The sequence below is a fragment of the Rhizobium leucaenae USDA 9039 genome (genome assembly GCF_000426285.1).
GTDB lineage: Bacteria > Pseudomonadota > Alphaproteobacteria > Rhizobiales > Rhizobiaceae > Rhizobium > Rhizobium leucaenae.
Map to the genome: position 1 here is coordinate 1 of NZ_AUFB01000051.1, position 21,589 is coordinate 21,589.

Here is a 21,589-nt window from a genome sequence, read left to right on the forward strand (position 1 = left end):
ACCAACGCCCGCCCGGAACCCCATGATCATAGGGCAGAAAGCGGCGCAGGAAATCCAGATGCTGTTCGCCCCATTCCGAAATCAAATCATAATCTTCACAGTCGCAGATCGTGCCGCAAACCACCAGAAACAGCACTTCCCGCAACCGGTAGGCGACACGCCAGGGATCGCGAACGTCCTCGATCTCACCGAGATGATCGAGCAACAGCTTCAATCGCGACTTCTCAAATCCCTCCAATGCCACAACGTTCATCACCATGCCCTCCGAATCATCGAGGCCATAGGGAATCAGACTTCTGGCAAGCGGGAAATCGCGTTAACCCGAGTTCGGCACCCTGCGTTTGTAGCTCTGACGCTTGCATGCAGCGCCCATGCTCTCTACTTCTCTTCACCTCGGGAGACACGCTATGACACATGATCGTGCATCGCCTTTTGCTGCCACGCCGAAGCCGCCCTATTACATCGTCTCGTTTTCCTCCATCCGCACCGAGGGCGATCAGGGCTATGGGGCCATGGGAGAGAAAATGGAGACGCTGGCGCTCGCTCAAGATGGCTGCTTCGGCCTTGAGAGCGCCAGACGCAGCGACGGCTTCGGCATCACCGTTTCCTTCTGGCGGGACGAAGAAAGCATTCTGGCCTGGAAGAATGTCGTCTCGCATATGGCAGCCCAGAAGCTCGGGCGCGAGCGCTGGTACGAGCAATATCAAGTCCGTGTCGCCCGGGTCGAGCGGGCCTATAGTTTCCATGCGAACGAAGGAGAATCCTTTGCCGAGCACGTCGATTGATCACGCCTTTTCAGCAACAAGCCTGACGTCGGCTGCCAGCGACCCGACTTTTGCGGGTGCACTCTCCTTCATGCGCCGGCGCTTCACCAAGTCGCTGGAAGGCGTCGACGCCGTCGTCTGGGGTATTCCCTTCGATGCAGCGACCTCCAACCGGCCCGGAACGCGCTTCGGGCCGCAGGCGATCCGCCGCGCCTCCGCGATCTTCGACAATGATCCGCAGTACCCTTTCCACCGCGACCTCTTCGCCGAAATGGCCGTCATCGATTATGGCGATTGCCTGCTCGACTACGGCAACCACCAGGAGACGCCGGCAGAGATCGAGCAGCAAGCAAACACGATCCTCGACAGCGGTTCTTTTTTGCTCACGCTCGGCGGCGACCATTTCGTCACCTGGCCATTGCTGAAGGCGCACGCGGCCAAGCATGGCCCCTTGGCCCTGGTGCAATTCGACGCGCATCAGGACACTTGGTTCGACGACGGCAAGCGCATCGACCATGGCTCCTTCGTCGCACGCGCCGCCCGCGACGGCCTGATCGATGTCAACCGCTCCATCCAGATCGGCATCCGCACGCATGCGCCGGGGGATTATGGCATTCGGCTTCTCTACGGCCATGAAGTCGAGGGCATGAGCGCGGCCGACATTGCGTCGACGATTATCTCCCATACCAAAGGCGCGCCCGCCTACCTGACCTTCGATATCGACTGCCTCGACCCGGCCTATGCGCCCGGCACCGGAACGCCGGTAGCCGGCGGCCCCTCAAGCGCAAAAATCCTGTCGGTGCTGCAGCGACTCAACCAACTCGATATAAGGGGCGCCGATGTCGTCGAAGTTTCCCCGGCCTATGACCATGCCGACATTACCGCCATTGCGGGCGCGACGGTGGCAATGTATATGCTCGGTCTCCACTCCGAAAGGCGTGCGGCAGGTCGCTAGGGCATGATCCCGAAAAGTATCAAGCGGTTTTCGGACGAGATCATACCCACTCGAAAACCGCTGTTATCATTTTGAATCAACTCCATGGCAAACTGAGTCCGGAAACACTCTGAACCTATTGAAAGAGCAGGAATAAAATGGCACCGAAAATCTTCATCGACGGCGAACACGGAACCACGGGCCTGCAGATCCGCACGCGCATGGCCGGCCGTCGCGATGTGGAGCTTCTGTCCATTCCGGAAGCCGAGCGGCGCAATGCCGCGATGCGCGAAGACATGCTGAACAGCGCCGATATCGCCATTCTCTGCCTGCCTGACGATGCCTCGAAGGAAGCAGTGAAGATGGTCTCGGCGAACAACAAAGTCCGCGTCATCGACACCTCCACCGCCTACCGCGTCAATCCCGGCTGGGCCTATGGCTTTGCGGAGATGGACAAGGATCAAGGCGACAAGATCAAGGCCGCCCGCTTCGTTGCCAATCCAGGCTGCTATCCGACTGGCGCCATCGGTCTCATCCGGCCGCTGCGCGCTTCCGGCATCCTGCCGGACGGCTATCCCGTCACCATCAATGCCGTTTCCGGCTATACCGGCGGCGGCAAGCAGATGATCGCGCAGATGGAGAATGCCGATCATCCCGATGCGATCACCGCGCCCCATTTCCTTTACGGCCTGCCGCTGACCCACAAGCATGTGCCGGAGATGACAACGCATGGCTTGCTCGACCGCGCGCCGATCTTCTCGCCGTCGGTCGGCAAATTCCCGCAGGGGATGATCGTACAGGTGCCGTTGCATCTCGACAATCTCGCCGAAGGCGCGTCGCTGGAGAGCATCCATGCTGCGCTGACGGCGCATTATGCCGGCCAGGATATCGTGCAGGTCATCCCGCTGGCAGAAAGCAATGCTTTGCCCCGCGTCAACGCCGTCGAACTGGCCGGCCAGGATACGATGAAGCTGTTCGTATTTGGCACGCCGGGCACCACCCAGGTCAACCTGGTCGCTCTGCTCGACAACCTCGGCAAGGGGGCTTCCGGAGCCGCGGTCCAGAACATGGACCTGATGCTGAGCGCCTGACGCCGCACGCCTGATCAACCTTCAAAATCCAGGAAGCCCAGCCAATCGCCTCGTCGAGGTCGATCGGCTGGATTGCCGTGTTCCGGACTGAAATTCATCTTCAGGGCGCCCTTAAGGGCGCGTTGATCTCAGCGGCAGCGATTGCAACGTGACATTGGGACTGATCCGTCCAATCAGTCCTTTTCGAATATTTTGTATTACTTTATTAGTAATCGGCCACAAATCAGCCCTTATCGCCTGCTTCGGGTTTCGTCGCCGCAATAATCGCGGTCATCAAGGATGCACAGTTCCAAGATGGGGACGGCGTAAAGGAATTGGTTACCATAATTCGGCATGCTTTCCGACAGTCGGCAAAGTGACGACCGCACGCAGATCTTGCGTCTCGGCGTAGGCACTTTTGTGGGCCGGCATGGCGTATGTAGTTTGGATAATGAGTATCATGGCGTTTGCGACCGAGACCTTCGGTAACTTCAATTCGCGTTCCGGGTACGCTTCGCGCCGGAAAAAATCCCCGGGGATCAGTCAGGGTACGGTCGTCACCGGTGTCGCAGTTGCGGTTTTTGCATGGGTGGCCGCGACGCTGATCACCACGCAATCGATGGTCCTGTCCCTCCCCGGCGCAGATACTGCGCTGCAGGATTCGCTGACGCCAAGAGCGTCTGCCTTCATCGTGCCGCAGGGGCATATCGCGCATGCGGCGCGTCTCGCCAGCCAGACCGTGCCGATGGGCGGAAGAGCACGGGTAAGCGCTTTGTCCGCCGATGCCGAGAAGCTGGAGGCCATTGCACGTTCCAAAGCGATCCTGGCGCGCGGGCTGGTCAAGCAGCAATTGGCGAACGCGCTGTCGCAACAGGCTTCAGATCTCGCACGGGCTCAGGCGGCTTCGGTCATTGCCAAGAACGACACGTCGATCTCGCCGGCAACGGTTGCGCATCTGCGCGATGTCGCCGCCGTCGCCCTGGCGAATGCCGGGAAATCTCTTATGCAGAGCAACATCCTTGGCGCGGCAATCTCAATCACGGCCGCCGCCGGTTCCATGCCGCGGTCGACGGAAGTTGCGATGAACAAACCCGCAATCCGAGCTGCAGCGCCAAATTCGGCTGCCCTGGATCATCCGGGCAAGGACAGTCTGCCGATCGCAGCATCCGCAAGCGATGCACTGCCCACCGAGATGGCGTCGGCCGCTCCATCGGCCGGAACGATCGACCGCGCGGTTGCGGAGAGCCTTGCGACGACGGCTTCCAGCGATGCTGCGCCGGAGCCTTTCGACATCGTCCCGATGGCACGTCCGGACCAGACGCCCACCACAGATAATAACGCATCGTCGGATGCCGGAACCGTCGATCTTGCCGACGCGGAAGATCCATCGGCTGTGGAGGAACTGCCTAGCGTCGTGCCGCTGCCGCGCCCGGCCCATGTCGTTGCGCGGGCAACCGCCTCGGGCAGCACCTCCGACGCTGCTGATGAAGCTGACACGTCGCCGACGCGCGCATTGGCCTATGCAAACCCGGACGAAGAAGTCAAACGGTCGCGGCCATTTCTCAACCCGTTTGCCGCCCTGAGGCCGCGAGGGGGAACCGCGATCTACGATATCTCGGCCGGAACCGTCTACCTGCCGAGCGGCGAACGCCTCGAGGCACATTCCGGCCTCGGCCACATGCGTGACAATCCCCGCTATGTCGACCGCAAAAACACCGGCCCGACACCGCCTGAAACTTATGATCTGACATATAGGGAAAGCCTGTTCCATGGTGTGCAGGCGCTGCGCCTGACGCCCGCAAACGGCGCCCGCGTCTATGGCCGGGTCGGGTTGCTGGCTCACACGTACATGCTCAGAGGAGCCCGTGGCGATTCGAACGGCTGCGTGGTCTTTAAGGATTACAGCCGCTTCCTCGCTGCCTTTAAGCGCGGCGAAATCAAGCGTCTGCAGGTGGTGACGCGTCTGTCATCGGCGCCGAGCAATGTTGCGTCGCGCTGAGTTTTGCGAAACGGGCGTGTGAGGCGATCATTCGCCTCACTTCGCTACGGCGATGACCGTCTGGTGCGGATATTCGCCATAGAAACCGCGCCAATTTGCGACGGCAAAGCCGAAGACGATGAGAGCGCCGGCCTGATGAGCCAATGCAAGATGCAGCGGCACCTGCAAGAGCAGCGTCGAAATGCCGAGGATCGCCTGAATCAGCACCAGCACGAACAGCACGACCGAACGGCGGGCATGCGTCGTCTGCGCGGCAGCGCGCAGCGAGATGATCATATTGATGGCGACGACGGTGAAAAGCGCATAGGCGCCGAGACGGTGGACATATTGGACCGTCTTCGGGTTCTCGAAGAAATTGATCCATCCTGGGGATTGCGCAAACAATCCTCCCGGCACCACCGCGCCATCCATCAGCGGCCAGGTATTATAGGAGAGACCGGCGTCGAGGCCGGCAACCAGTGCGCCGAGGTATATCTGGAACAGCGCCATGACGGCGATGAGGCCGGCAAGCTTTGCCGAATAACGCGCGGGCGCCGGGTCATTCGAATGCGGCGATAGTGCCCGCATGAACCACATGCAAGCGGCAAAGATCAGGCAGGCGGTAATGAGGTGGGTGGCGAGGCGATATTGGCTAACGTCGGTGCGCGCTTCCAATCCGGACGACACCATCCACCAGCCGATTGCGCCCTGCAGGCCGCCGAGCACGAAAATACCGCCGAGCGGCAGCCATAGCTTGCGCTCGACGCGACCGGTCAAAACGAAGAACAGCAACGGCAGACCGAAAATGACACCAATTGTGCGGGCGAGCAGCCGATGCGCCCATTCCCACCAGAAGATGCCTTTGAACTCGTCGACCGTCATGTCCTTGTTCAACTGCTCAAACTGCGGAATGCGTTTGTAGAGGTCGAACTCCTCCTGCCATTCCTGCGCGTTGAGCGGCGGGATGACGCCATGGATCGGCTGCCATTCGGTGATCGACAGGCCGGAATTGGTCAGGCGCGTTGCGCCCCCGACGAGCACCAGGGCAAAAAGCGCCAGAAGTACGCAGGCGAGCCAGATGCGGATGGCGCGGCGATTGCGGTCCTGGCGGGCCACTTCGTTCAAAACGGCCTGTTCCGACGTGAAATTAGCGACGACCATGGGATCTCCCTTCAATCCGGCTGTTGATTTGCCTGATAGGGGCGTGCAAAACAAGTCCCGAGACTTTGCGGCATGCCGTCGCGGCACGCCGTTAAGAGAGGAGAGACCACCCTTGCCCCTTCGCTTGCGCAAATTCATCGGCATGATCCTGCTCGTGCTGCTGGTCGTCATCTATGCGATCGTGGCGATGATCGTGGCGGTGCGCACGCTTGGGGATCAGCCCGGCTGGGTGCATTTCCTCTATTTCCTCTTCAGCGGCATCATCTGGGTGCTACCGGCGATGGGGATCATCAAGTGGATGGCGGGGCCTCGCCCGCAATAGACGCGGCCTTATTTAAGTGATTTCGAATTTACGTGGAGATAACCGTGATCAACGGGAAATCCTCCTGATCATCATGCCTTAAACCAAAAATAAGCCGCCTGCCCTGAAGACTGCGTGCAAAGCTGTCCGATTGGAGACGCCCAAATGCAGGCGCAGAAGGTGCAAACGCAGAAGCTCGATATCGCAGCCATGCCCGTTGCGGCCGAGGCAGACGACGGCATGCGCGTCGACATCTTCGACAGCATGGCGCCGCTGGAAGCCGAATGGCGGGCACTGGAACGGGACGATTTCACCTCGCTTCATCAGAGCTATGACTGGTGCGCCGCCTGGGTCGAGACCTTTCGTTATCCGCTGGCCCTCATCCGCGGCTCTGTCGATGGCCGCACCGCCTTTATCCTGCCCCTCGAAATCATCCGCACTCATGGCATCCGTCGCGCTGAATTTATCGGCGCGCGCCACAGCAATATCAATACCGGTCTATTCTCCGGCGAATTTCTGGAAACGGCTGAAAGCGGCCTTTCGGCATCGCAACAGGCAGAAATTGCGCAGGCATTGCGAGGCAGGGCCGATCTGATGGTCCTGCGCAACGTGCCATTGGAATGGCGCGGTCGCAAAAGCCCCCTCGCCGCGATGCCCGCCGTCGAAAATCAGAACCACGCCTTTCAATTGCCTTTCCTCGGCGCCTTCGAGGCGACCCTGAAGCAGGTGAATGCCAAAAGACGACGCAAGAAATTCAAACATCAGACGCGGATTCTCAACGACAAAGGCGGTTACGAATATGTGATCGCTGCGCCTGATCAGCGGGACGCTCTGCTTGACCTCTTCTTCCGGCAGAAAGCCGTCCGCTTCGAAGCGGCCGGTCTGCCGGATGTGTTCCAGGATGCGCCGACCCAAACAGTGCTGCACAGGCTGTTGGAGCTTCGCAGCGAGGAGCGATCCTACGCGGCGCTGGAGATGCATGCGTTGCGGCTGAAGGGCGAGCATGAAGGACATATCCCCGCAGTCGCCGCCCTCTCGCGCAAGGGCGATCATGTCATCTGCCAGTTTGCCTCGATCGACGAGACGCTGGTTCCCGAGGCGAGTCCTGGCGAACTGCTGTTCTGGCTGATGATAGAGCGGCTTCATCGCGAGGATGCTGCCCTCTTCGATTTCGGCATCGGCGACCAAACCTACAAGCGCTCGTGGTGCCCGATGGAAACGACGCAGCATGACCTGATCCTGCCAGTTTCGGGGGTCGGCCACGCGGCAGCTTTTGCCCAGCGCGGCATGACGCGCACCAAGGCGGCCATCAAGGCCAATCGGCAGCTCTATGGATTGATCCAGCGGCTGCGAGCCCGGCGGGGCAGCAGCGACGCCCCGGTGGAAGAGGCCGAAAAGGATTGATCAGGCCGCATGCTGACGCGCTTTGGGGCCTTGTTCCTCACGCCAGCCGGACATCAGGATGATGTGCTCGTAGCCCGCCTTCTGGAATTCCGTCATGGCCGTCATGAACTGGTTTTCGTCCGGCTCCGGCATGGAGAGAATGATTTCCGTGTCCTTGCTGCGCGTCAGGCGGGCGACGCCTGAAACATCGGCAGCGCCGCATTCGACCAAGACGATGTCATACGCCGAGCCGAGCGCATCGAGGATCAGCGACAGGCGGTCGGCGCCGCGCATGGCCCGGCCGAGATCGCTGGTGCCCTGTGGCACGAGATGGGCATCGGAAAGACGGTCGGGATGGATGGTATCGGCAAAGGCGGCCTCGCCGCAAAGCAAATCGGTTACCCCGGAAAGACCGGCAGTTTCCTCCATCAGCCGCGACGGGCAGCCTGTTCCGGTCATATCGACGAGCACCACACGGCGTCCGGCATCGGCAATGGTGCGGGCCAGCATTACCGTCGCCGTAGATCCGTTGTCTCCGGTCGGTGATATGGCGATGACAAGACGAGAGTCGCGTTCGATGAGATAATCGGCGACTGATTGGATGGAAAAATCCTCTTCGTCCTCCGTCTCTTCGATAGTCTCCTCCGCCCGATGCGAGAGATTGACTGATTTCTCCATCTCCCGTGCCAACACCTCATCGGCGACGACGGAGAGCATGCTTGCCGGCACCTCACCTTGACGCGATGCGGGCACGACTTTGGCGGGAGTGGCTTCGAATCCTGTTTCCGGGCGAGCGGCCGTTTCCATCCGGGCCTGGACTTCGCGATCGACGGGACCGACCGGACGCAAGGCGCGACCGCTGAAGAGTTCGGCCAGCATAATGGCGATGGCGGTCAGAATGAAGGTTGCGAGTGTAGCGACGACGACGATCGGGCCGACCTTCGGGAAATAGGGGTCAACCGGTTCGACGGCCTGCGAGACCACGCGGGCATCCGCCGGGCTCGAATTCTTGTCGACACGGGAAGCGGCCTCGCGATAGCGGGCGAGATAGGTTTCCAGCAATTGCCGCTCTGCCGCCGCCTCGCGTTCCAGAGCATTGAGGCCGACTGCATCTTCCCCTGCCCGGGCACTGTCGGCCTTCAGCGTGTTCGACTGGCCGACAAGCTGCTGCTCGCGCAGTTGCGCCACCTTGGCTTCGTTCTCGATGCTGGCAAGGATCTTCTTTGTTTCGCGGTCGATCTGCTGGCGGATATCGGCGAGTTGGGCACGCAGGCTCTTCAGTTTTGGGTGGCCATCCATCAGCGTCGTAGAGAGATCCGAAATCTGTGATTCCAGATTGGATTCCGTCGCCTTCAGCCGCTGGATGGTCTGGGACCCCGAAACATCGGCAAGCGTATCGGTGGAGCGGCCGGTGGCGAGCGCGTTGCGCACGGCTTGAGCCCGGGCCTCGGCGTTGGCCCTCTCGCCGCGCACCTGCGCCAGTTGGCCGGAAATATCGGCAAGCTGTTGCGTCGCGAAGGTATTGTTGTCGCTGGTCTGCAAGAGACCGTTGGCGGAGCGATAGTCGGCGACCTTCTTTTCGGCTTCGTTGACCTTCTCGCGCAGATTGGCGATCTCGGGCTCCAGCCAGCGTGTCGCCTCAGTATTGGAATCGAGCTTGGCGCCGCTTTGCATCGACAGATAGACCTGCGCCATGGCGTTCGGGACGCTGGCCGCCAAATCCGGATTGCGGGACGTGAAGCTGATGCCGATGACGCGCGAGCTGTTGATCTGATAGACCTGAAGCCGACTGGTGAAGGCGTCGAGCATCCGCTCTTCCGGCGCCTTATCGAGTGGGCTCTTTTTCAAGTGCAGCATGACAAGAATATCGGAAAAAGCCGAGCTCTTGGTGGCGTCATCGAACTCCGGGCGCTCGTAGAGCTTCAGGTTGGTAATCACCTGCTTAATGAGATCGGCCGATTGCAGGATCTGCACCTGGCTCGCGATGTTGAGTTCATCAAGCAGCGGACCGGAGCTGACATCATTATTCTGTGTGGTTGTTGCAAAAGCCGGCGCACGCTGTTCGATCAGAATGCGCGTTTCGCTGCGATATTCCGGCGAGACGATCTTGGCGACAGCAAAGGCCAGGCAAGCGCCGACTAGCGTGATGGCAATGACGCGCACGCGGCGCTGCCAGACGGCGCGAAAAAGCTGCGCGAGGTCTATATCGACATCCTGCTGGCTGCTGCTTACGCCGGGCATATACAAGAACTCCGTAATATAAAACCGAATTAAGCGTAAACGACTATAGTAACCCAAGCGTTAATAGTATTTTCGTGTATTATTTTCGAAAACCCTAATAAAGAATGTAGAATTTTTCTTCCTCTTTACCGCCCGTTAACCCTAACAGATCGATAACGGCGACAGTGATTTCCTCTCCTGTGAGCGCGAAATGTCCGTCGCAACGCCAAAAATTGTTCTGGCACTCGGCATGGCCGCCGTGAGCGCTGCGCTCAGCGGCTGCAATACCTACCAGCCGGCGCCGAAAGCCTTCAGTGAAGCAACGATTCAGCCCTATACGCTGGACAGCGGCGACCGCTTGCGCGTCACGGTCTTCGACCAGGAAGGTTTGACGAATACCTATACGGTCGATCAGGCCGGCTATATCGCCTTCCCGCTGATCGGCCAGGTCCCCGCCCGCGGCCGGACGCTGCAGCAGCTCTCCGGCCAGATCGCGCAGAAACTTCGCCAGGGCTATATCCGCGATCCCGACGTCACCATCGACATCGACCGCTATCGCTCCGTCTATATCATGGGCGAAGTCGGCCAGCCCGGTCAGTATTCCTATGTGCCCGGCATGACGATACAGAACGCCATCGCGGTTGCCGGCGGCTTCACCAGCCGTGCAAACCAATCCAATGCCGACGTTACCCGCAAGATCAATGGCCATGTCATGACCGGTCGGGTTGGCATTTCCGATCCGGTCCTCGCGGGCGACACGATCTATGTCCGCGAACGGCTATTCTGACCGCTCTCGACCATGGCAAGACCGCTCCGCATCCTTCATTGCTTCAGGTCTCCGGTCGGCGGGATATTCCGCCATGTCCGTGATCTGGCGGAGGAACAGAGCAAGGCGGGCCATGAGGTGGGTATTCTTTGCGACAGCCTCACCGGCGGGACGCATGAGGACCGGTTGTTCGACGATGTCAAACCGTTCCTCGCGCTTGGCGTGACGCGCCTGCCGATCCGGCGTCAGATCAGCCTGTCGGACGCTACGACGCTCTGGGACAGCTACAACAAAGTCAAAAGTTTGCGGCCGGATGTGCTGCATGGGCACGGCGCCAAGGGCGGCCTGCTTGCACGCATCCTCGGCTCAGCCTTGCGGGTGAACAGGTATCGCGTTGCCCGCCTTTATACCGCGCATGGCGGCAGCCTGCATTTCTCGCGCCTCTCGCCACAGGGCCTGCTGGTGCACAGCTTGGAGCGGCTGCTGGAATTTCTAACCGACGGGTTGATCTTCATCTGCGAATTCGAGCGCCGAAGTTACGAAAGCAAGATCGGCAAACCGCGCACGCGTACCGTCATGATCTACAACGGCATCAGCGGGCGCGATTTCCGGAACATACCCACGCGATCGGACTCGGTGCACTTCGTCTATATCGGCATGCTCCGGGACCTCAAGGGTCCCGATCTGTTTGTGGACGCCTTCGCCATGACCGAACGACGAATTGGCCGGCCGCTATCCGCTCTGATGATCGGCGACGGACCGGACAAGGACAAATACCGTACCATGATGATCCAGCGCGGCCTTGGCCACCGTATCGGCATGCTGCCGGCCATGCGTGTGCATGAAGCCTTCGCCATGTCGCAGAATGTCGTCGTCCCGTCCCGCGCCGAAGCCATGCCCTATATCGTGCTGGAAGCTCTGGCCGCCGAGAAAGCGGTGATCGCCTCGCGCGTCGGTGGCATTGCCGAAGCACTTGGTGAGCAAAGCCCCGCGCTCGCCGAGGCAGGCAATGCGGACGATCTTGCACGAGTCATGGCCGCGGCGATCACCGAGCCGCATTGGCGTCAGCATACCATGCCCAATATCGAGAGGATCCGGTCGGCATTTTCGGCATCGGTCATGGCGAGGGATACTATAGATTTATATTATGAGATACTTGAATTGAAGGGCGAACATTAGAATACAAACAAGTGTTGTAAACGTTTATTAGCTCATATCTGCTAGGCCATTTCCGGTAACGACCGGATGAATTGCCATGAACCATATTGAAGAGTCCGAGCAATTTAACTTGGACAATATTCGCAAGCAGGTCTCGGAAATTCGCACTCGCGGCACCGAGGAACAGAGTAGCGATCAGCAAGCCGGTGACATCAATGCCTATGCCCGCCAGATCGCCGAACAGTTTCGTGAGAGCAATCAGACACCGGCAATCATTATCGGCCAATACCGGCTTTTCGAATTCCTGTCGTTGCTTGCCGTAGGGCTTGCGGTTCTCTTCTTCCAGACCACACCCGGCGCCCATCCCTTCCTGTCGCAGGCGGCGGTAACGATCGCGCTTTGCGGTCTCGCCATCGTCTTCCTGCAAGTGGCCGACGCCTATCAGATTCCCATACTGCGCGCACCGCACCGTTTCCTGCAGCGCATCCTAGTGTCATGGGTGGCCGCGTTTGCGGTGATGGTTCTTGCCCTCCTGCCCTTCGACGTCAATCATATCTATTCGATCCGCGCTCTCGGGATCTGGCTTGCCGCCGGCACAGTCTTCCTCGTCGCCGCACGCGCCGTGTTCGCCTATGGCATCCGCAACTGGGCCCGCAACGGTCTCATGGAAAGACGCGCCGTCATCGTCGGCGGCGGCGAGCCGGCCAAGGAACTAATCCGCGCGCTGGAGCATCAATCCGATAACGATATCCGCATCTGCGGCATCTTCGATGATCGCGGCGAGAAGCGTTCGCCCGTGATGGTCGCCGGCTATCCGAAGCTCGGTACCGTCGCCGAGCTGGTCGAATTCGCCCGGCTGACACGCATCGACATGCTGATCATCGCGCTGCCGATTAGCGCCGAGGATCGCATTCTGCAGCTCCTCAGGAAGCTTTGGGTGCTGCCCGTCGATATCCGACTGGCCGCGCATGCCAATAAGCTGCGCTTCCGTCCGCGCGCCTATTCGCATGTCGGCGCAGTGCCGATGCTCGATATCTTCAACAAGCCGATCCGTGATTGGGACGGCGTCGCCAAGCGCATTTTCGACGTCTTCTTCAGTCTGCTGGCGCTCTGCCTGCTCTGGCCGATCATGCTTGGCGCCGCAATTGCCGTGAAGACGACGTCGAAGGGGCCAGTCTTCTTCATGCAGAAGCGCCACGGCTTCAACAACGAGATCATCAAAGTCCTCAAGTTCCGCTCGATGTACACCAACATGAGCGACCCGACAGCGCGCATTGCCGTGACGAAGAATGATCCCCGGGTGACGCCGGTGGGCCGTTTCATTCGCAAGACTTCGATCGACGAATTGCCGCAGCTCTTCAACGTGCTGCTCGGCAATCTGTCGCTGGTCGGCCCGCGTCCGCATGCCGTTCTGGCGGCAAGCCACAATCGTATCTATGCCGATGTGGTCGAAGGCTATTTCGCCCGCCATCGCGTCAAGCCCGGCGTCACGGGCTGGGCGCAGATCAATGGCTGGCGCGGCGAGATCGACAGTGACGACAAGATCAAGTTTCGTACGGCTTACGATCTCTATTACATCGAGAACTGGTCGCTGTACTTCGATCTGAAGATCCTCTTCCTGACGCCTTTCCGTCTCCTCAACACGGAAAACGCCTATTGACCGCGATCGATCTCTCCTATCGGCGTGTCGACCGGCCTCAGCTCGCAGCATTGCGGCTGATCGGTACGGCTTGCGTTGCCTTCGGGATATTTCTGTCGGGCTTCGTCATCGCCGAACCGGCACCCTATGAGCTGTGGGTCGCGTTTCTCATCGGCGTCTGGTTCATCCTCGGGCTGAAGATCTCGCGCAATGTCGCGCCGCTTCTCGCACTCTTCCTGACTTTCAACGTCGGCGGCATGCTGTCGTTGACGCAGATGCGCGACCTTGGCGCAAGCTCCCATCTCGACGGACCGATCTATATCGCCGTCTCCACCTTCCTGGCACTCAGTTCCGTCTTCTATGCCGCGATCATCGAAGACAGCGAAAAGCGGTTGAAGCTGATCTTCAACACCTGGGTCGTCGCCGCGCTGATCACCGCAAGCCTTGGCATTCTCGGCTACTTCCATGCCTTCCCGGGCGCCGAGATCTTCACCCGCTACGATCGCGCCATGGGCGCGTTCCAAGATCCGAACGTCTTCGGTCCCTACCTGGTGACACCAACCATCTACCTGATGCACGGCATTCTGATCGGCGATCTGAAGAAGGCGCCGATCAAGGGGCTCTGCCTGTTCGTTCTAGCCTTCGGCATCTTTCTCTCCTTCTCACGCGCCGCCTGGGGATTGTTCTCCTTCGCTTCGGCGATGTTGATCTTCTGCATGCTGCTGAAACACCGCAGCAATGCCTTCCGGCTGCGCATCCTGGTGATGTCGCTGACGGCGATCCTTCTCATGGTCCTCCTGCTGGTCATCGCGCTGCAGTTCCATCAGGTGAGCGATCTGTTCTCGACGCGCACACAGCTCGTGCAGGATTACGACGGCGGTCACCTCGGCCGTTTCGAGCGTCATCGCATCGGCTTCATGCTGTCGATGGAACGGCCGCTCGGCATCGGTCCACTCGTCTTCTCCACGCTGTTTCGCGAGGACGAGCACAATATCTGGCTGAAGACGCTGACCACCTATGGTTGGCTCGGCTTTTTCTGCTGGGTCAGCATGATCTGCTGGACCGTCTATATCGGCTTCCGCAACTTTTTGAAGGAACGCCCCTGGCAGCCTTACTTGATGATCGCCTGGATCGTCATTCTCGGCCATGTCGGTATTGGCAACGTCATCGACACTGATCATTGGCGCCACCTCTACATGCTGATCGGCATCGTCTGGGGCTGCGGCGCACTCGAGCAACAGTATCAGCGTAGCTTGGCCCGAAGGGAAGCAGCACCGTGAACATGAACGTCGGCATCAAACGCCTGTCGCTGCTGCAAGTTCTCGAACCCAGCGGCGGCGGTTCCGGGCGACATTTCCTCGACCTTTGCCGCGCCATGCAGCGTCGCGGCCATTCGGTGACGGCGATCTATTCGCCCTTGCGTGCCGAAGCGGCTTTCGTGGCAGAACTGGAGGGCATGGGTCTCGACAATGTCATCTCGCTTGCCATGCGGCGCGCGCCGGGACCTTGGGATGTCACTGCCTGGTGGCGAATTCGCAAGATCGTCGCGGAGCATGGGCCGTTTCATCTGATCCATGGCCACAGCTCCAAAGCCGGAGCGCTGACGCGATTGAGATTGCCAGGCCCGCATATCCCGGTGCTTTACACACCACATGCCTTCCGCACCATGGACCCGACGCTCGGGTCCAAAGGCCGCATGATCTATGGCGGCATCGAGAGACTGCTCGGTAACTGGCTATCCGACCGCCTGATCTGCGTATCCCGCGATGAATATAATCACGCGCTGTCGCTTGGCATTCCAAAGGAGCGGCTGCGTATCGTCGTCAACGGCGTCAGCGCGCCGCCGTCCGGTCAACGTGCCTCCATCCGCGCGCGTTATGGGATATCGCAGGACGCCCTGCTCTTTGGTTTCGTCGGCCGGCTGACGCCGCAGAAGGCGCCGCAGCGATTGGTCGAAGCCTTTGCCCGCATCGCCATGGACTTGCCGCAAGCGCATCTGCTGATGATCGGGATCGGCGAACTGGCCGGCACTGTCGGCGATATGATCAAGGCGTTCGGCTTGGAAGACCGCGCCCATCTCGATGGATCCATCCCCGGCGCCACCGCCGTCGACGCTTTCGATGTCGTGGTCATGCCGAGCCGCTACGAGGCCATGTCCTATGTTATGCTCGAGGCTGCAGCCGGCGGCAAGCCCCTGCTGCTGACCGAGGTCGGCGGCGCACGCACGGTGATCGAGCCGGGCAAGAACGGCTATATCGTCGCCAACAGCGACGATCCCTCGGAACTGGCCGCGGCGATGACGCGCTTTGCCGATTCCAAATTGCTGCGAAGCTTCACCGCCGAGGCCCGGCGGCGCAAGGATGGCTATACGCTTGCCGGCATGGCCGATGCGACGGAGGAAATCTACTTCGAATTACTCGGCCATCGCGTTCCTAACTTCCTAAGAACGTCGGAAAAAGTTGTGCTGCGTAGCGCATCCTGAAGAACGCACCTTCATTTTGACTTCGCACATGCTTCCCATCTGAAATCGGTTCCGATTTTCAGATTTATGCGCTAAATTTCAGACATGATCACATCAGCGCAACTACGCGGCGCACGCGCCATGCTCGGACTGACGACAGAAACGCTTGCCGCCGAGAGCAACCTCTCCGTAACAACGATTGAAACCCTGGAAAGGGACGTCAGCTCGGCGGACGCCAAGGCGCTTGTCGCTGCTCGCGCCGCCCTCGAGGCCCGCGGCATATCGTTCCTTGCCAGCGGGAGCGACGATGCCGGCGGCGCCGGCATTCGCTTCAAGCATTGGGCGGAAGATGGCGGCATCCGGCCGGAAAACCTGAACGCCACCAACGATGATTGAAAATAGCGGCATTGCGACACAAACGAATATTCAGTAGGGTATATTTGGATATTCGTCGTGGGATATGCAAATGCCTCTCTACATCAGAGATGATGATATCGACGCCTTAGCAGTGGAACTGCAGGCCCTCAGCAAGGCACCTACAAAAACTGAAGCCGTACGTACTGCTCTTCGCCACGAAATCGACCGAATGCGACAGGCCGTACCGCTACGTGATCGCATCGCCAAGATTCAGGCGGAGGCTACGAACTCGGTCTGCCTAATTCAGATTTCGACTTCAAAGCATTTACGGATGAAATGTGGGATGACAGCTGATGTTCATCGACGCATCGGTCATTGTCGCAATCATCAATCAGGAACCTGGTTGGCAAGAACTCACCAGAAGGCTTTCGGAAATCGAAAACGCGTGTGCGGTGTCTCCGCTTGTTCGTTTTGAGGCGATGTTCGGTATCGCACGTGCCGTCGTTCATAAGCGGCGTGGACCAAATGCGAAACCAAACCCCGCAATACTGCTGGAGGCTCGCAAACTCGTGGATGATCTGATCGCCGAAATTGGCGCACGGGAAATCACCATCACGGATACAATCGGTAACGGAGCTATGGACGCAGCGGCGGTGTATGGAAAGGCAATCGGCCATCCGGCCGATCTCAATTTTGGTGACTGCTTCGTGTATGCTTGCGCAAAGGCGCAGGGAAGCGGCCTTCTATATAAAGGCGACGATTTTGCCCAAACCGATCTAGGCTGAAGGTTTGGGCGCTACGCATTAAGCCAGTCCCCAACTCCGAACCAGTTGCTCGGGCGCCGAAAGAGCGGCGGGCAAGATGAAGCGTTCGGTTTCGTTGGCCGGCTCCCTGCCCTCGGCGACGGAACCGACCGGCAAGCCATGACCGAAGTCGTTCAGGGTCACCAGTTCCAGCACCATATCGCCATAGTCATTGCGCCATTCGCGCCGCTCGCCGCCTTCGAACAGACGCAGCCGGCCTTTGGTCTGCGGACGCCCATGCACGGCGAGCCACTGCGCCACCGACGCTTCGGCATTGCCGAACGAAACGACGTCGTCACCTGTCCCGTGCCAGATCGAGACCGCCGGAAAACGGGCCGCATCCGGAGAGACCTCACGAACGAGCTCGGCCCACTTTTCGGCCGGGCGCACGGCGGCTCTCTTCATCACATCCAGCGCGGACATGGCATCGCGGGCGGCGCCGAAGGGCAGACCGCCGATGATGGCACCGGCAGCAAATAGCTCCGGATAGGTCGCAAGCAGCGCCGAGGCCATGGCGCCGCCAGCCGACAGGCCCATGACGAAGACCTTACTCTCATCGATGTCATGCAGCCGGCTGCTGAAATCGATCATCTCGCGGATCGAACCCAGCTCGCCGCGATCGCGCGTCACCAGGCTCGGTCGGAACCAATTGAAACAGAGATTCGCATTGTTGGAGGGCTTCTGCTCGGCGTAGAGCACGGCGAAACCATGCTGGCGCGCCAAGGCCGTCCAGCCGCTGGCACGATCGAAATCCTCGGCATTCTGGTGACAGCCATGCAGGACGACGACGAGCGGCATCGGACCTTTGACGCCGGCCGGGACATATTCCAGCATGCGCAGATCGCCAGGGTTGCGTCCGAACCACAGGACCTCCGTCAGGCGCTGCGGTGCGAGTTGCGTGGGGACGCGCCGGCGCGCCGGCTGCGATCGCGGCCTTGTTACGGGGAATTTGAGCTGTGGCAACTCAACGGATTCAACGAGCAAACGGCGAAGCCGGCTCGGAACTTTGAAATTCATCATAGACCTTTCAAATTATCCGCGCTCACCGAAGTGGATTTTATTTGGCGGGCGGGCCGCACATCGACCCCGCAGGGTAACGAGATCGAGCAATCGACTCTCCTTGTGCGATGCAGCAAATATAAGGCAGCGACACCCATTCGAGCACGCACAATGCGTCATTGCTGCTATGTGAAATCGGCCGTAACCGATTAGATGGCTGGCGGAAAAAGCGTCAGAGATAGGCTTTCGCAAGCGCGAGGAGCTTTGCATCCTCTTTCACGCCCTGGCGATAGAGCTGGATCATCAGGGCGCCAAGGCGCTCGGCTTCCTGGCTGCGCAGACTGATGCCGCGATCCATGCAGACGGCATCCAACACCTTTTCCAAACGATCCAGATCGTCCGAAAACAAGGGTAAATCCTGTGGATGAATGGAGGTTTCTAACATGGCGCCGCCTCGTCCGCCGGGCAGCACGCAGATACGGTCGCCGGTGCCCGTTTGTTTAACCGACGATACAGAAAGTGACTATGCTCCCTGCTCAGAGGCTTGGCAAGCGAGGTTTTATGCGAACGGCTCTTAATCTTGAGGGGCTGCTGATTCGGGAAAATATGCTCGCAACTCTCACAAGATTACACTTTTAAGTTACGTCATCACCAAGCTTTCACCGATGCCTGACATAAGGGCTGGAAACGGAGGCTTTCTGATGAACAAGCGCCTGATCCCGGCAACACTTTGCATGCTTCTACTGGGCGCCGCCCCGGCGTTCTCACAATCCCTCTCGGGATTGCCGCTGCGCAATCAGCACCAGATTCCCGACGGCTATATCTCCGTGCAATCGGGGATATCGCTTTCCATCCCCATCACTGATGGCAGTGATGAGAAGCAGCAGCAGGATGCGATCAAATCCTTCTATCGCATTGCCGCCAGCAACTGCGCCGTGCTGCTGGACACCCTTGCCGACGATTGCCAGATCAACGGTCTTTCCAGCAACACCGATGTCACCAATATGGACGGCCGCGGCCAGAAGCTGATCGTGCGCGGCCAGGTCACGATGGCGGTCAAGCTGAAACCTGTTGCCGGCGCTGCGAAGTGAATAAAGGTTCCCCGCGGGCATCCGGCAGCGGGAAGCCAACGGATCGGTAAGAAATCTTGGCGATAATTTCCTCGCAATCGAGGAATGAAGCCATGGCAAAAGCGAAACGACACACACGGCGCAAGCCGCAGCCCAAAGCGGGCAATTCGATGTGGCTATGGGGCATGGTCGGCCTCGCGGCCGCGGCCGGCATTTTCGCCTATGAACATCGCCGGGATATGCCTTCCTTGCAGGCCTATACCGGCACTGTCGGCATTCGGCACGTATCGCAGGACGCGCCGCTGCCGACTGCGAAACCCAGGATCAAAACGGCTGCCGTCATGCCCGAACGTCCGGCTTCGTCGCTGCCGGTCCCTCCAAACGTCATCCCCGTCGTTGCCGTACCGGCGGATCGGAAGCTGGCCGCTGCCCCGCCCGAAACCGCCGGACGGTTCGGCCTCTGCGGCGGCGAAACCGGCATCAACTGTGTCGTCGACGGCAACACCTTTTGGCAGAATGGAATTAAGATCCGCCTAGCGGATATCGATGTGCCTGACATCGAGCCATCGCATTGCGCCGGCGAACGGCAAAAGGCCACCGCCGCGAAGCTGCGGCTGCAAGCCCTTCTCAACAACGACACCTTCGTGCTCTCCGGCAGCGGACGCGGCGACGATCAGCACGGCGGCAAATTCCGCATCGCCATGCGCGCCGGCCGATCCATCGGCGATCAACTGGTTGCCGAAGGACTGGCCCGCCGCTGGACGGGGCAGACATCGTCTTGGTGTAGCTAAGTCGATAAATTTTCCTGGGAGTTCAACGAGATAAACGGTCCGGGTGGAACCGGACCATTAAAACCAGAAAGGCCGAACGATGTTCTCGCCGGCCTTCCTTGCTCCATTTCGACGCTGCCGGTACATCCGCGGTCAGCGATCAGAAGTGGTTCATGAGGAAAGTATGGCTCTTCTGCGAGATTGTGCAATAGGCAAATCGGAGTAGGACGGTCGAGGTGGCCGTCGTCCTTAGTGCATCGGAACGATCTAAGTAAGATAGATGCCGCGAGCCTAGACGCCGCGGCTGGCTATATTTCTCGCTATTAATTTTTCGCCAAATCACTCATCTGGGGCTAAGTGATTGATTTTAATGGTCGGGGCGACTGGACTCGAACCAGCGACCCCTTGACCCCCAGTCAAGTGCGCTACCGGGCTGCGCTACGCCCCGACCTGCCGAAAAGGCTTGATCCTGTTAGACTTTCGGGCATGGCAGCGCAAGAGGTAAAATCGCAGGTCGGAATAAAAAAGGCGCCTAGAGCAAAAAAGTCCTCGCTCTGATCATCTGCATTGCCGCCGCGGTCCGCGGCTCGGTTGATATGTATTGTCCGAGGCGCGGTAAGATGGATAGCGGTCTGCGCAGGCTTGCGCATGGCTGTCGTAATAGCCTTCCGTGCCCTGCCTGTTGAAGAGCGTGCCCGTCACGAAGGATTTGAACAGCACACCACTGTCGGAATCATCGTCATAGTAACCGTCGAAGCCATGGAATTTATGGCCTTCGTGCCAACGGTTATGGCTATGGTGTCCATGGTCGTGGACCCGGATGATGTCGGATTGCTCCGGCGCTGAAAGCGCAGGCATGGTGATGGCGCCGACCGGCACAGCGGCGCTCGCCGCCAGCAATGCGCCGAAACCCGCGACTGCTATCGACCTTGTGATCGTTCGCATGTGTGACTCCTTCGAATTCCAACGGCGGCAGATCCAAGCACATGTGCGTGAAAACCTTGTCGCTGACCGCTCCGACATTATTTCTATATAGTGGCTTCGAGCCGCGCTCAAAGATGCCTTTCCAGCCTTTCTTCTCCGACGGATTTTCATTCAATAAGAAGTGATTAGAAAGCTACGGCGATGAAGCCATTGATTGCCCTTCTGCTATGCGCGCCGCTGCTTACGGCATGCACGACAACCGACCAGTCGCTGCAGCCGGTTCCCGGCAGCATCACCTATCGCGGCCAGCCGCAATTGAAGCTGACGCAATCGCCTCCGGGCACCCGATTGCCGCACCATTTCGTCAACCAATGGGGCCAGGATGTCTACGAAACCTACATCATTCAGCCCGATCACAGTCTGAAGCTCGTCAGTAGAGAAGAGATGACCCGGCCGTTCTGACGACGGCGGAAACCGTCGCTAGAGCGTTTCTGATTTTATTTGAATCGCGGATTCCCTTTTGTTGTCGAATGTGATTCAAGATGCTGGCTGAGAGGAGGTCAGCATCGATGGTCGCACCTCTTTCGAATGATCTGCGTGAACGTGTCGTGGGCGCTGCTGCGGCGGGAGAGAGCTGCCGCTCGGTGGCGGCGCGGTTCGGTGTCTCGGTCTCATCTGTCGTGAAGTGGTCGCAGCGCTATCGCCGCAGCGGCTCCGTCGCGCCCAGTCAGATGGGCGGGCATCGCAAGCGTCTTTTGGAACCGCATCGCGCTTTCATAGCCGAGCGGATTGCTCAGAGCCCGCAGATCAGCCTGCACGGCCTCAAGGACG

23 protein-coding genes, 1 tRNA gene and 1 pseudogene are annotated in these 21,589 nt (G+C 59.5%); 18 read left to right on the forward strand and 7 right to left on the reverse strand.

Annotated features, from left to right (window positions below; translation table 11 throughout):
* Window positions 1–253 (reverse strand): transposase family protein (locus K290_RS35510; protein ID WP_037136695.1); only part of this gene is annotated, 253 nt, incomplete at its 3' end.
* A 154-nt stretch (window positions 254–407) separates the two neighbouring features.
* On the opposite strand from K290_RS35510, the gene K290_RS0131400 reads away from it, so the two are divergent.
* From K290_RS0131400 to K290_RS0131420, 4 genes are all read left to right on the forward strand, one after another.
* Entirely contained in the window at window positions 408–785 is a 378-nt protein-coding gene (locus K290_RS0131400; protein WP_028755200.1) for an antibiotic biosynthesis monooxygenase family protein, read from the forward strand.
* Window positions 766–1,719 (forward strand): agmatinase, encoded by a 954-nt coding sequence (gene speB / locus K290_RS0131405; RefSeq protein ID WP_028755201.1) that lies wholly within the window; start codon window positions 766–768, stop codon window positions 1,717–1,719. The genes K290_RS0131400 and speB overlap by 20 nt, the downstream gene beginning before the upstream one ends.
* Window positions 1,720–1,856: 137 nt before the next feature.
* Window positions 1,857–2,789: an N-acetyl-gamma-glutamyl-phosphate reductase gene (gene argC / locus K290_RS0131410; protein ID WP_028755202.1), complete on the forward strand. Its 933-nt coding sequence runs from the start codon at window positions 1,857–1,859 to the stop codon at window positions 2,787–2,789.
* 439 nt (window positions 2,790–3,228) lie between these two features.
* Window positions 3,229–4,767, forward strand: a complete 1,539-nt coding sequence (locus K290_RS0131420) for a tlde1 domain-containing protein (RefSeq protein ID WP_028755203.1) — start codon at window positions 3,229–3,231, stop codon at window positions 4,765–4,767.
* A 36-nt stretch (window positions 4,768–4,803) separates the two neighbouring features.
* Here the strand turns inward: K290_RS0131420 and K290_RS0131425 are convergent, their stop codons facing one another.
* The gene (locus K290_RS0131425; protein WP_028755204.1) at window positions 4,804–5,907 is read right to left on the reverse strand and encodes a COX15/CtaA family protein; all 1,104 of its coding nucleotides are present in this window, start codon (window positions 5,905–5,907) and stop codon (window positions 4,804–4,806) included.
* A 112-nt stretch (window positions 5,908–6,019) separates the two neighbouring features.
* On the opposite strand from K290_RS0131425, the gene K290_RS0131430 reads away from it, so the two are divergent.
* On the forward strand, window positions 6,020–6,229 hold the full coding sequence (locus K290_RS0131430) for a DUF2842 domain-containing protein (RefSeq protein WP_028755205.1): 210 nt from the start codon (window positions 6,020–6,022) through the stop codon (window positions 6,227–6,229).
* A gap of 159 nt (window positions 6,230–6,388) precedes the next feature.
* Window positions 6,389–7,612 (forward strand): GNAT family N-acetyltransferase, encoded by a 1,224-nt coding sequence (locus K290_RS35515; protein ID WP_051264267.1) that lies wholly within the window; start codon window positions 6,389–6,391, stop codon window positions 7,610–7,612.
* On the opposite strand, the gene K290_RS0131440 is transcribed toward K290_RS35515, so the two are convergent.
* Window positions 7,613–9,832, reverse strand: coding sequence for a GumC family protein (locus K290_RS0131440; RefSeq protein ID WP_028755206.1), 2,220 nt, complete (start codon window positions 9,830–9,832; stop codon window positions 7,613–7,615).
* A gap of 190 nt (window positions 9,833–10,022) precedes the next feature.
* On the opposite strand from K290_RS0131440, the gene K290_RS0131445 reads away from it, so the two are divergent.
* From K290_RS0131445 to K290_RS0131475, 8 genes and pseudogenes are all read left to right on the forward strand, one after another.
* Window positions 10,023–10,598, forward strand: a complete 576-nt coding sequence (locus tag K290_RS0131445) for a polysaccharide biosynthesis/export family protein (RefSeq protein WP_028755207.1) — start codon at window positions 10,023–10,025, stop codon at window positions 10,596–10,598.
* 12 nt (window positions 10,599–10,610) lie between these two features.
* Window positions 10,611–11,756, forward strand: a complete 1,146-nt coding sequence (locus K290_RS0131450; protein ID WP_028755208.1) for a glycosyltransferase family 4 protein — start codon at window positions 10,611–10,613, stop codon at window positions 11,754–11,756.
* A 76-nt stretch (window positions 11,757–11,832) separates the two neighbouring features.
* Entirely contained in the window at window positions 11,833–13,395 is a 1,563-nt protein-coding gene (locus tag K290_RS0131455; protein WP_028755209.1) for an undecaprenyl-phosphate glucose phosphotransferase, read from the forward strand.
* Entirely contained in the window at window positions 13,392–14,654 is a 1,263-nt protein-coding gene (locus K290_RS0131460) for an O-antigen ligase family protein (RefSeq protein ID WP_028755210.1), read from the forward strand. Before K290_RS0131455 ends, K290_RS0131460 begins: the two co-directional genes overlap by 4 nt.
* Before the next feature lie 2 nt (window positions 14,655–14,656).
* Window positions 14,657–15,856: a glycosyltransferase family 4 protein gene (locus K290_RS0131465; RefSeq protein ID WP_037136699.1), complete on the forward strand. Its 1,200-nt coding sequence runs from the start codon at window positions 14,657–14,659 to the stop codon at window positions 15,854–15,856.
* 84 nt (window positions 15,857–15,940) lie between these two features.
* Window positions 15,941–16,231 (forward strand): helix-turn-helix domain-containing protein, encoded by a 291-nt coding sequence (locus K290_RS0131470; RefSeq protein ID WP_028755212.1) that lies wholly within the window; start codon window positions 15,941–15,943, stop codon window positions 16,229–16,231.
* A gap of 70 nt (window positions 16,232–16,301) precedes the next feature.
* A pseudogene (locus K290_RS36925) lies at window positions 16,302–16,546 on the forward strand (type II toxin-antitoxin system VapB family antitoxin).
* Window positions 16,546–16,977 carry a type II toxin-antitoxin system VapC family toxin gene (locus K290_RS0131475; RefSeq protein ID WP_037136701.1) on the forward strand — a complete coding sequence of 144 codons (432 nt, stop codon included), beginning with the start codon at window positions 16,546–16,548 and terminating at the stop codon, window positions 16,975–16,977. The pseudogene K290_RS36925 and the gene K290_RS0131475 overlap by 1 nt, the downstream one beginning before the upstream one ends.
* A gap of 18 nt (window positions 16,978–16,995) precedes the next feature.
* Here the strand turns inward: K290_RS0131475 and K290_RS0131480 are convergent, their stop codons facing one another.
* Both K290_RS0131480 and K290_RS0131485 read right to left on the reverse strand, forming a co-directional pair.
* Window positions 16,996–18,015 (reverse strand): extracellular catalytic domain type 1 short-chain-length polyhydroxyalkanoate depolymerase, encoded by a 1,020-nt coding sequence (locus K290_RS0131480; RefSeq protein WP_245276715.1) that lies wholly within the window; start codon window positions 18,013–18,015, stop codon window positions 16,996–16,998.
* A gap of 211 nt (window positions 18,016–18,226) precedes the next feature.
* Complete coding sequence (locus K290_RS0131485; protein ID WP_028755215.1) at window positions 18,227–18,439, reverse strand: hypothetical protein; 213 nt, start codon at window positions 18,437–18,439, stop codon at window positions 18,227–18,229.
* 256 nt (window positions 18,440–18,695) lie between these two features.
* Here K290_RS0131485 and K290_RS0131490 point away from each other — a divergent pair, with 256 nt between their 5' ends.
* Together K290_RS0131490 and K290_RS0131495 are read left to right on the forward strand one after the other, a co-directional pair.
* Complete coding sequence (locus K290_RS0131490; protein ID WP_037136704.1) at window positions 18,696–19,085, forward strand: hypothetical protein; 390 nt, start codon at window positions 18,696–18,698, stop codon at window positions 19,083–19,085.
* Window positions 19,086–19,177: 92 nt separating this feature from the next.
* Window positions 19,178–19,855, forward strand: a complete 678-nt coding sequence (locus K290_RS0131495) for a thermonuclease family protein (RefSeq protein WP_028755217.1) — start codon at window positions 19,178–19,180, stop codon at window positions 19,853–19,855.
* Between the two features lie 350 nt (window positions 19,856–20,205).
* On the opposite strand, the gene K290_RS0131500 is transcribed toward K290_RS0131495, so the two are convergent.
* Window positions 20,206–20,282, reverse strand: a tRNA-Pro gene (locus K290_RS0131500).
* Window positions 20,283–20,392: 110 nt separating this feature from the next.
* Window positions 20,393–20,779 carry a BA14K family protein gene (locus K290_RS0131505; protein WP_028755218.1) on the reverse strand — a complete coding sequence of 129 codons (387 nt, stop codon included), beginning with the start codon at window positions 20,777–20,779 and terminating at the stop codon, window positions 20,393–20,395.
* A gap of 180 nt (window positions 20,780–20,959) precedes the next feature.
* On the opposite strand from K290_RS0131505, the gene K290_RS0131510 reads away from it, so the two are divergent.
* Together K290_RS0131510 and K290_RS0131515 are read left to right on the forward strand one after the other, a co-directional pair.
* Complete coding sequence (locus K290_RS0131510; protein ID WP_028755219.1) at window positions 20,960–21,220, forward strand: membrane protein; 261 nt, start codon at window positions 20,960–20,962, stop codon at window positions 21,218–21,220.
* A gap of 107 nt (window positions 21,221–21,327) precedes the next feature.
* On the forward strand, window positions 21,328–21,589 hold a 262-nt coding region (locus tag K290_RS0131515; RefSeq protein WP_028755220.1), incomplete at its 3' end, for a helix-turn-helix domain-containing protein.

Bases quoted from the DNA above. Each gene is read 5' to 3' on its own strand.
- K290_RS0131480 (WP_245276715.1), bottom strand. From the start codon at position 18,015: ATGATGAATTTCAAAGTTCCGAGCCGGCTTCGCCGTTTGCTCGTTGAA.
- K290_RS0131495 (WP_028755217.1), top strand. From the start codon at position 19,178: ATGGCAAAAGCGAAACGACACACACGGCGCAAGCCGCAGCCCAAAGCG.
- K290_RS0131505 (WP_028755218.1), bottom strand. From the start codon at position 20,779: ATGCGAACGATCACAAGGTCGATAGCAGTCGCGGGTTTCGGCGCATTG.
- K290_RS0131450 (WP_028755208.1), top strand. From the start codon at position 10,611: ATGGCAAGACCGCTCCGCATCCTTCATTGCTTCAGGTCTCCGGTCGGC.
- K290_RS0131400 (WP_028755200.1), top strand. From the start codon at position 408: ATGACACATGATCGTGCATCGCCTTTTGCTGCCACGCCGAAGCCGCCC.
- K290_RS0131470 (WP_028755212.1), top strand. From the start codon at position 15,941: ATGATCACATCAGCGCAACTACGCGGCGCACGCGCCATGCTCGGACTG.
- K290_RS0131425 (WP_028755204.1), bottom strand. From the start codon at position 5,907: ATGGTCGTCGCTAATTTCACGTCGGAACAGGCCGTTTTGAACGAAGTG.
- K290_RS0131475 (WP_037136701.1), top strand. From the start codon at position 16,546: ATGTTCATCGACGCATCGGTCATTGTCGCAATCATCAATCAGGAACCT.
- K290_RS0131420 (WP_028755203.1), top strand. From the start codon at position 3,229: ATGGCGTTTGCGACCGAGACCTTCGGTAACTTCAATTCGCGTTCCGGG.
- K290_RS0131510 (WP_028755219.1), top strand. From the start codon at position 20,960: ATGAAGCCATTGATTGCCCTTCTGCTATGCGCGCCGCTGCTTACGGCA.
- K290_RS0131485 (WP_028755215.1), bottom strand. From the start codon at position 18,439: ATGTTAGAAACCTCCATTCATCCACAGGATTTACCCTTGTTTTCGGAC.
- K290_RS0131445 (WP_028755207.1), top strand. From the start codon at position 10,023: ATGTCCGTCGCAACGCCAAAAATTGTTCTGGCACTCGGCATGGCCGCC.
- K290_RS0131490 (WP_037136704.1), top strand. From the start codon at position 18,696: ATGAACAAGCGCCTGATCCCGGCAACACTTTGCATGCTTCTACTGGGC.
- K290_RS0131455 (WP_028755209.1), top strand. From the start codon at position 11,833: ATGAACCATATTGAAGAGTCCGAGCAATTTAACTTGGACAATATTCGC.
- argC (WP_028755202.1), top strand. From the start codon at position 1,857: ATGGCACCGAAAATCTTCATCGACGGCGAACACGGAACCACGGGCCTG.
- K290_RS0131465 (WP_037136699.1), top strand. From the start codon at position 14,657: ATGAACGTCGGCATCAAACGCCTGTCGCTGCTGCAAGTTCTCGAACCC.
- K290_RS0131440 (WP_028755206.1), bottom strand. From the start codon at position 9,832: ATGCCCGGCGTAAGCAGCAGCCAGCAGGATGTCGATATAGACCTCGCG.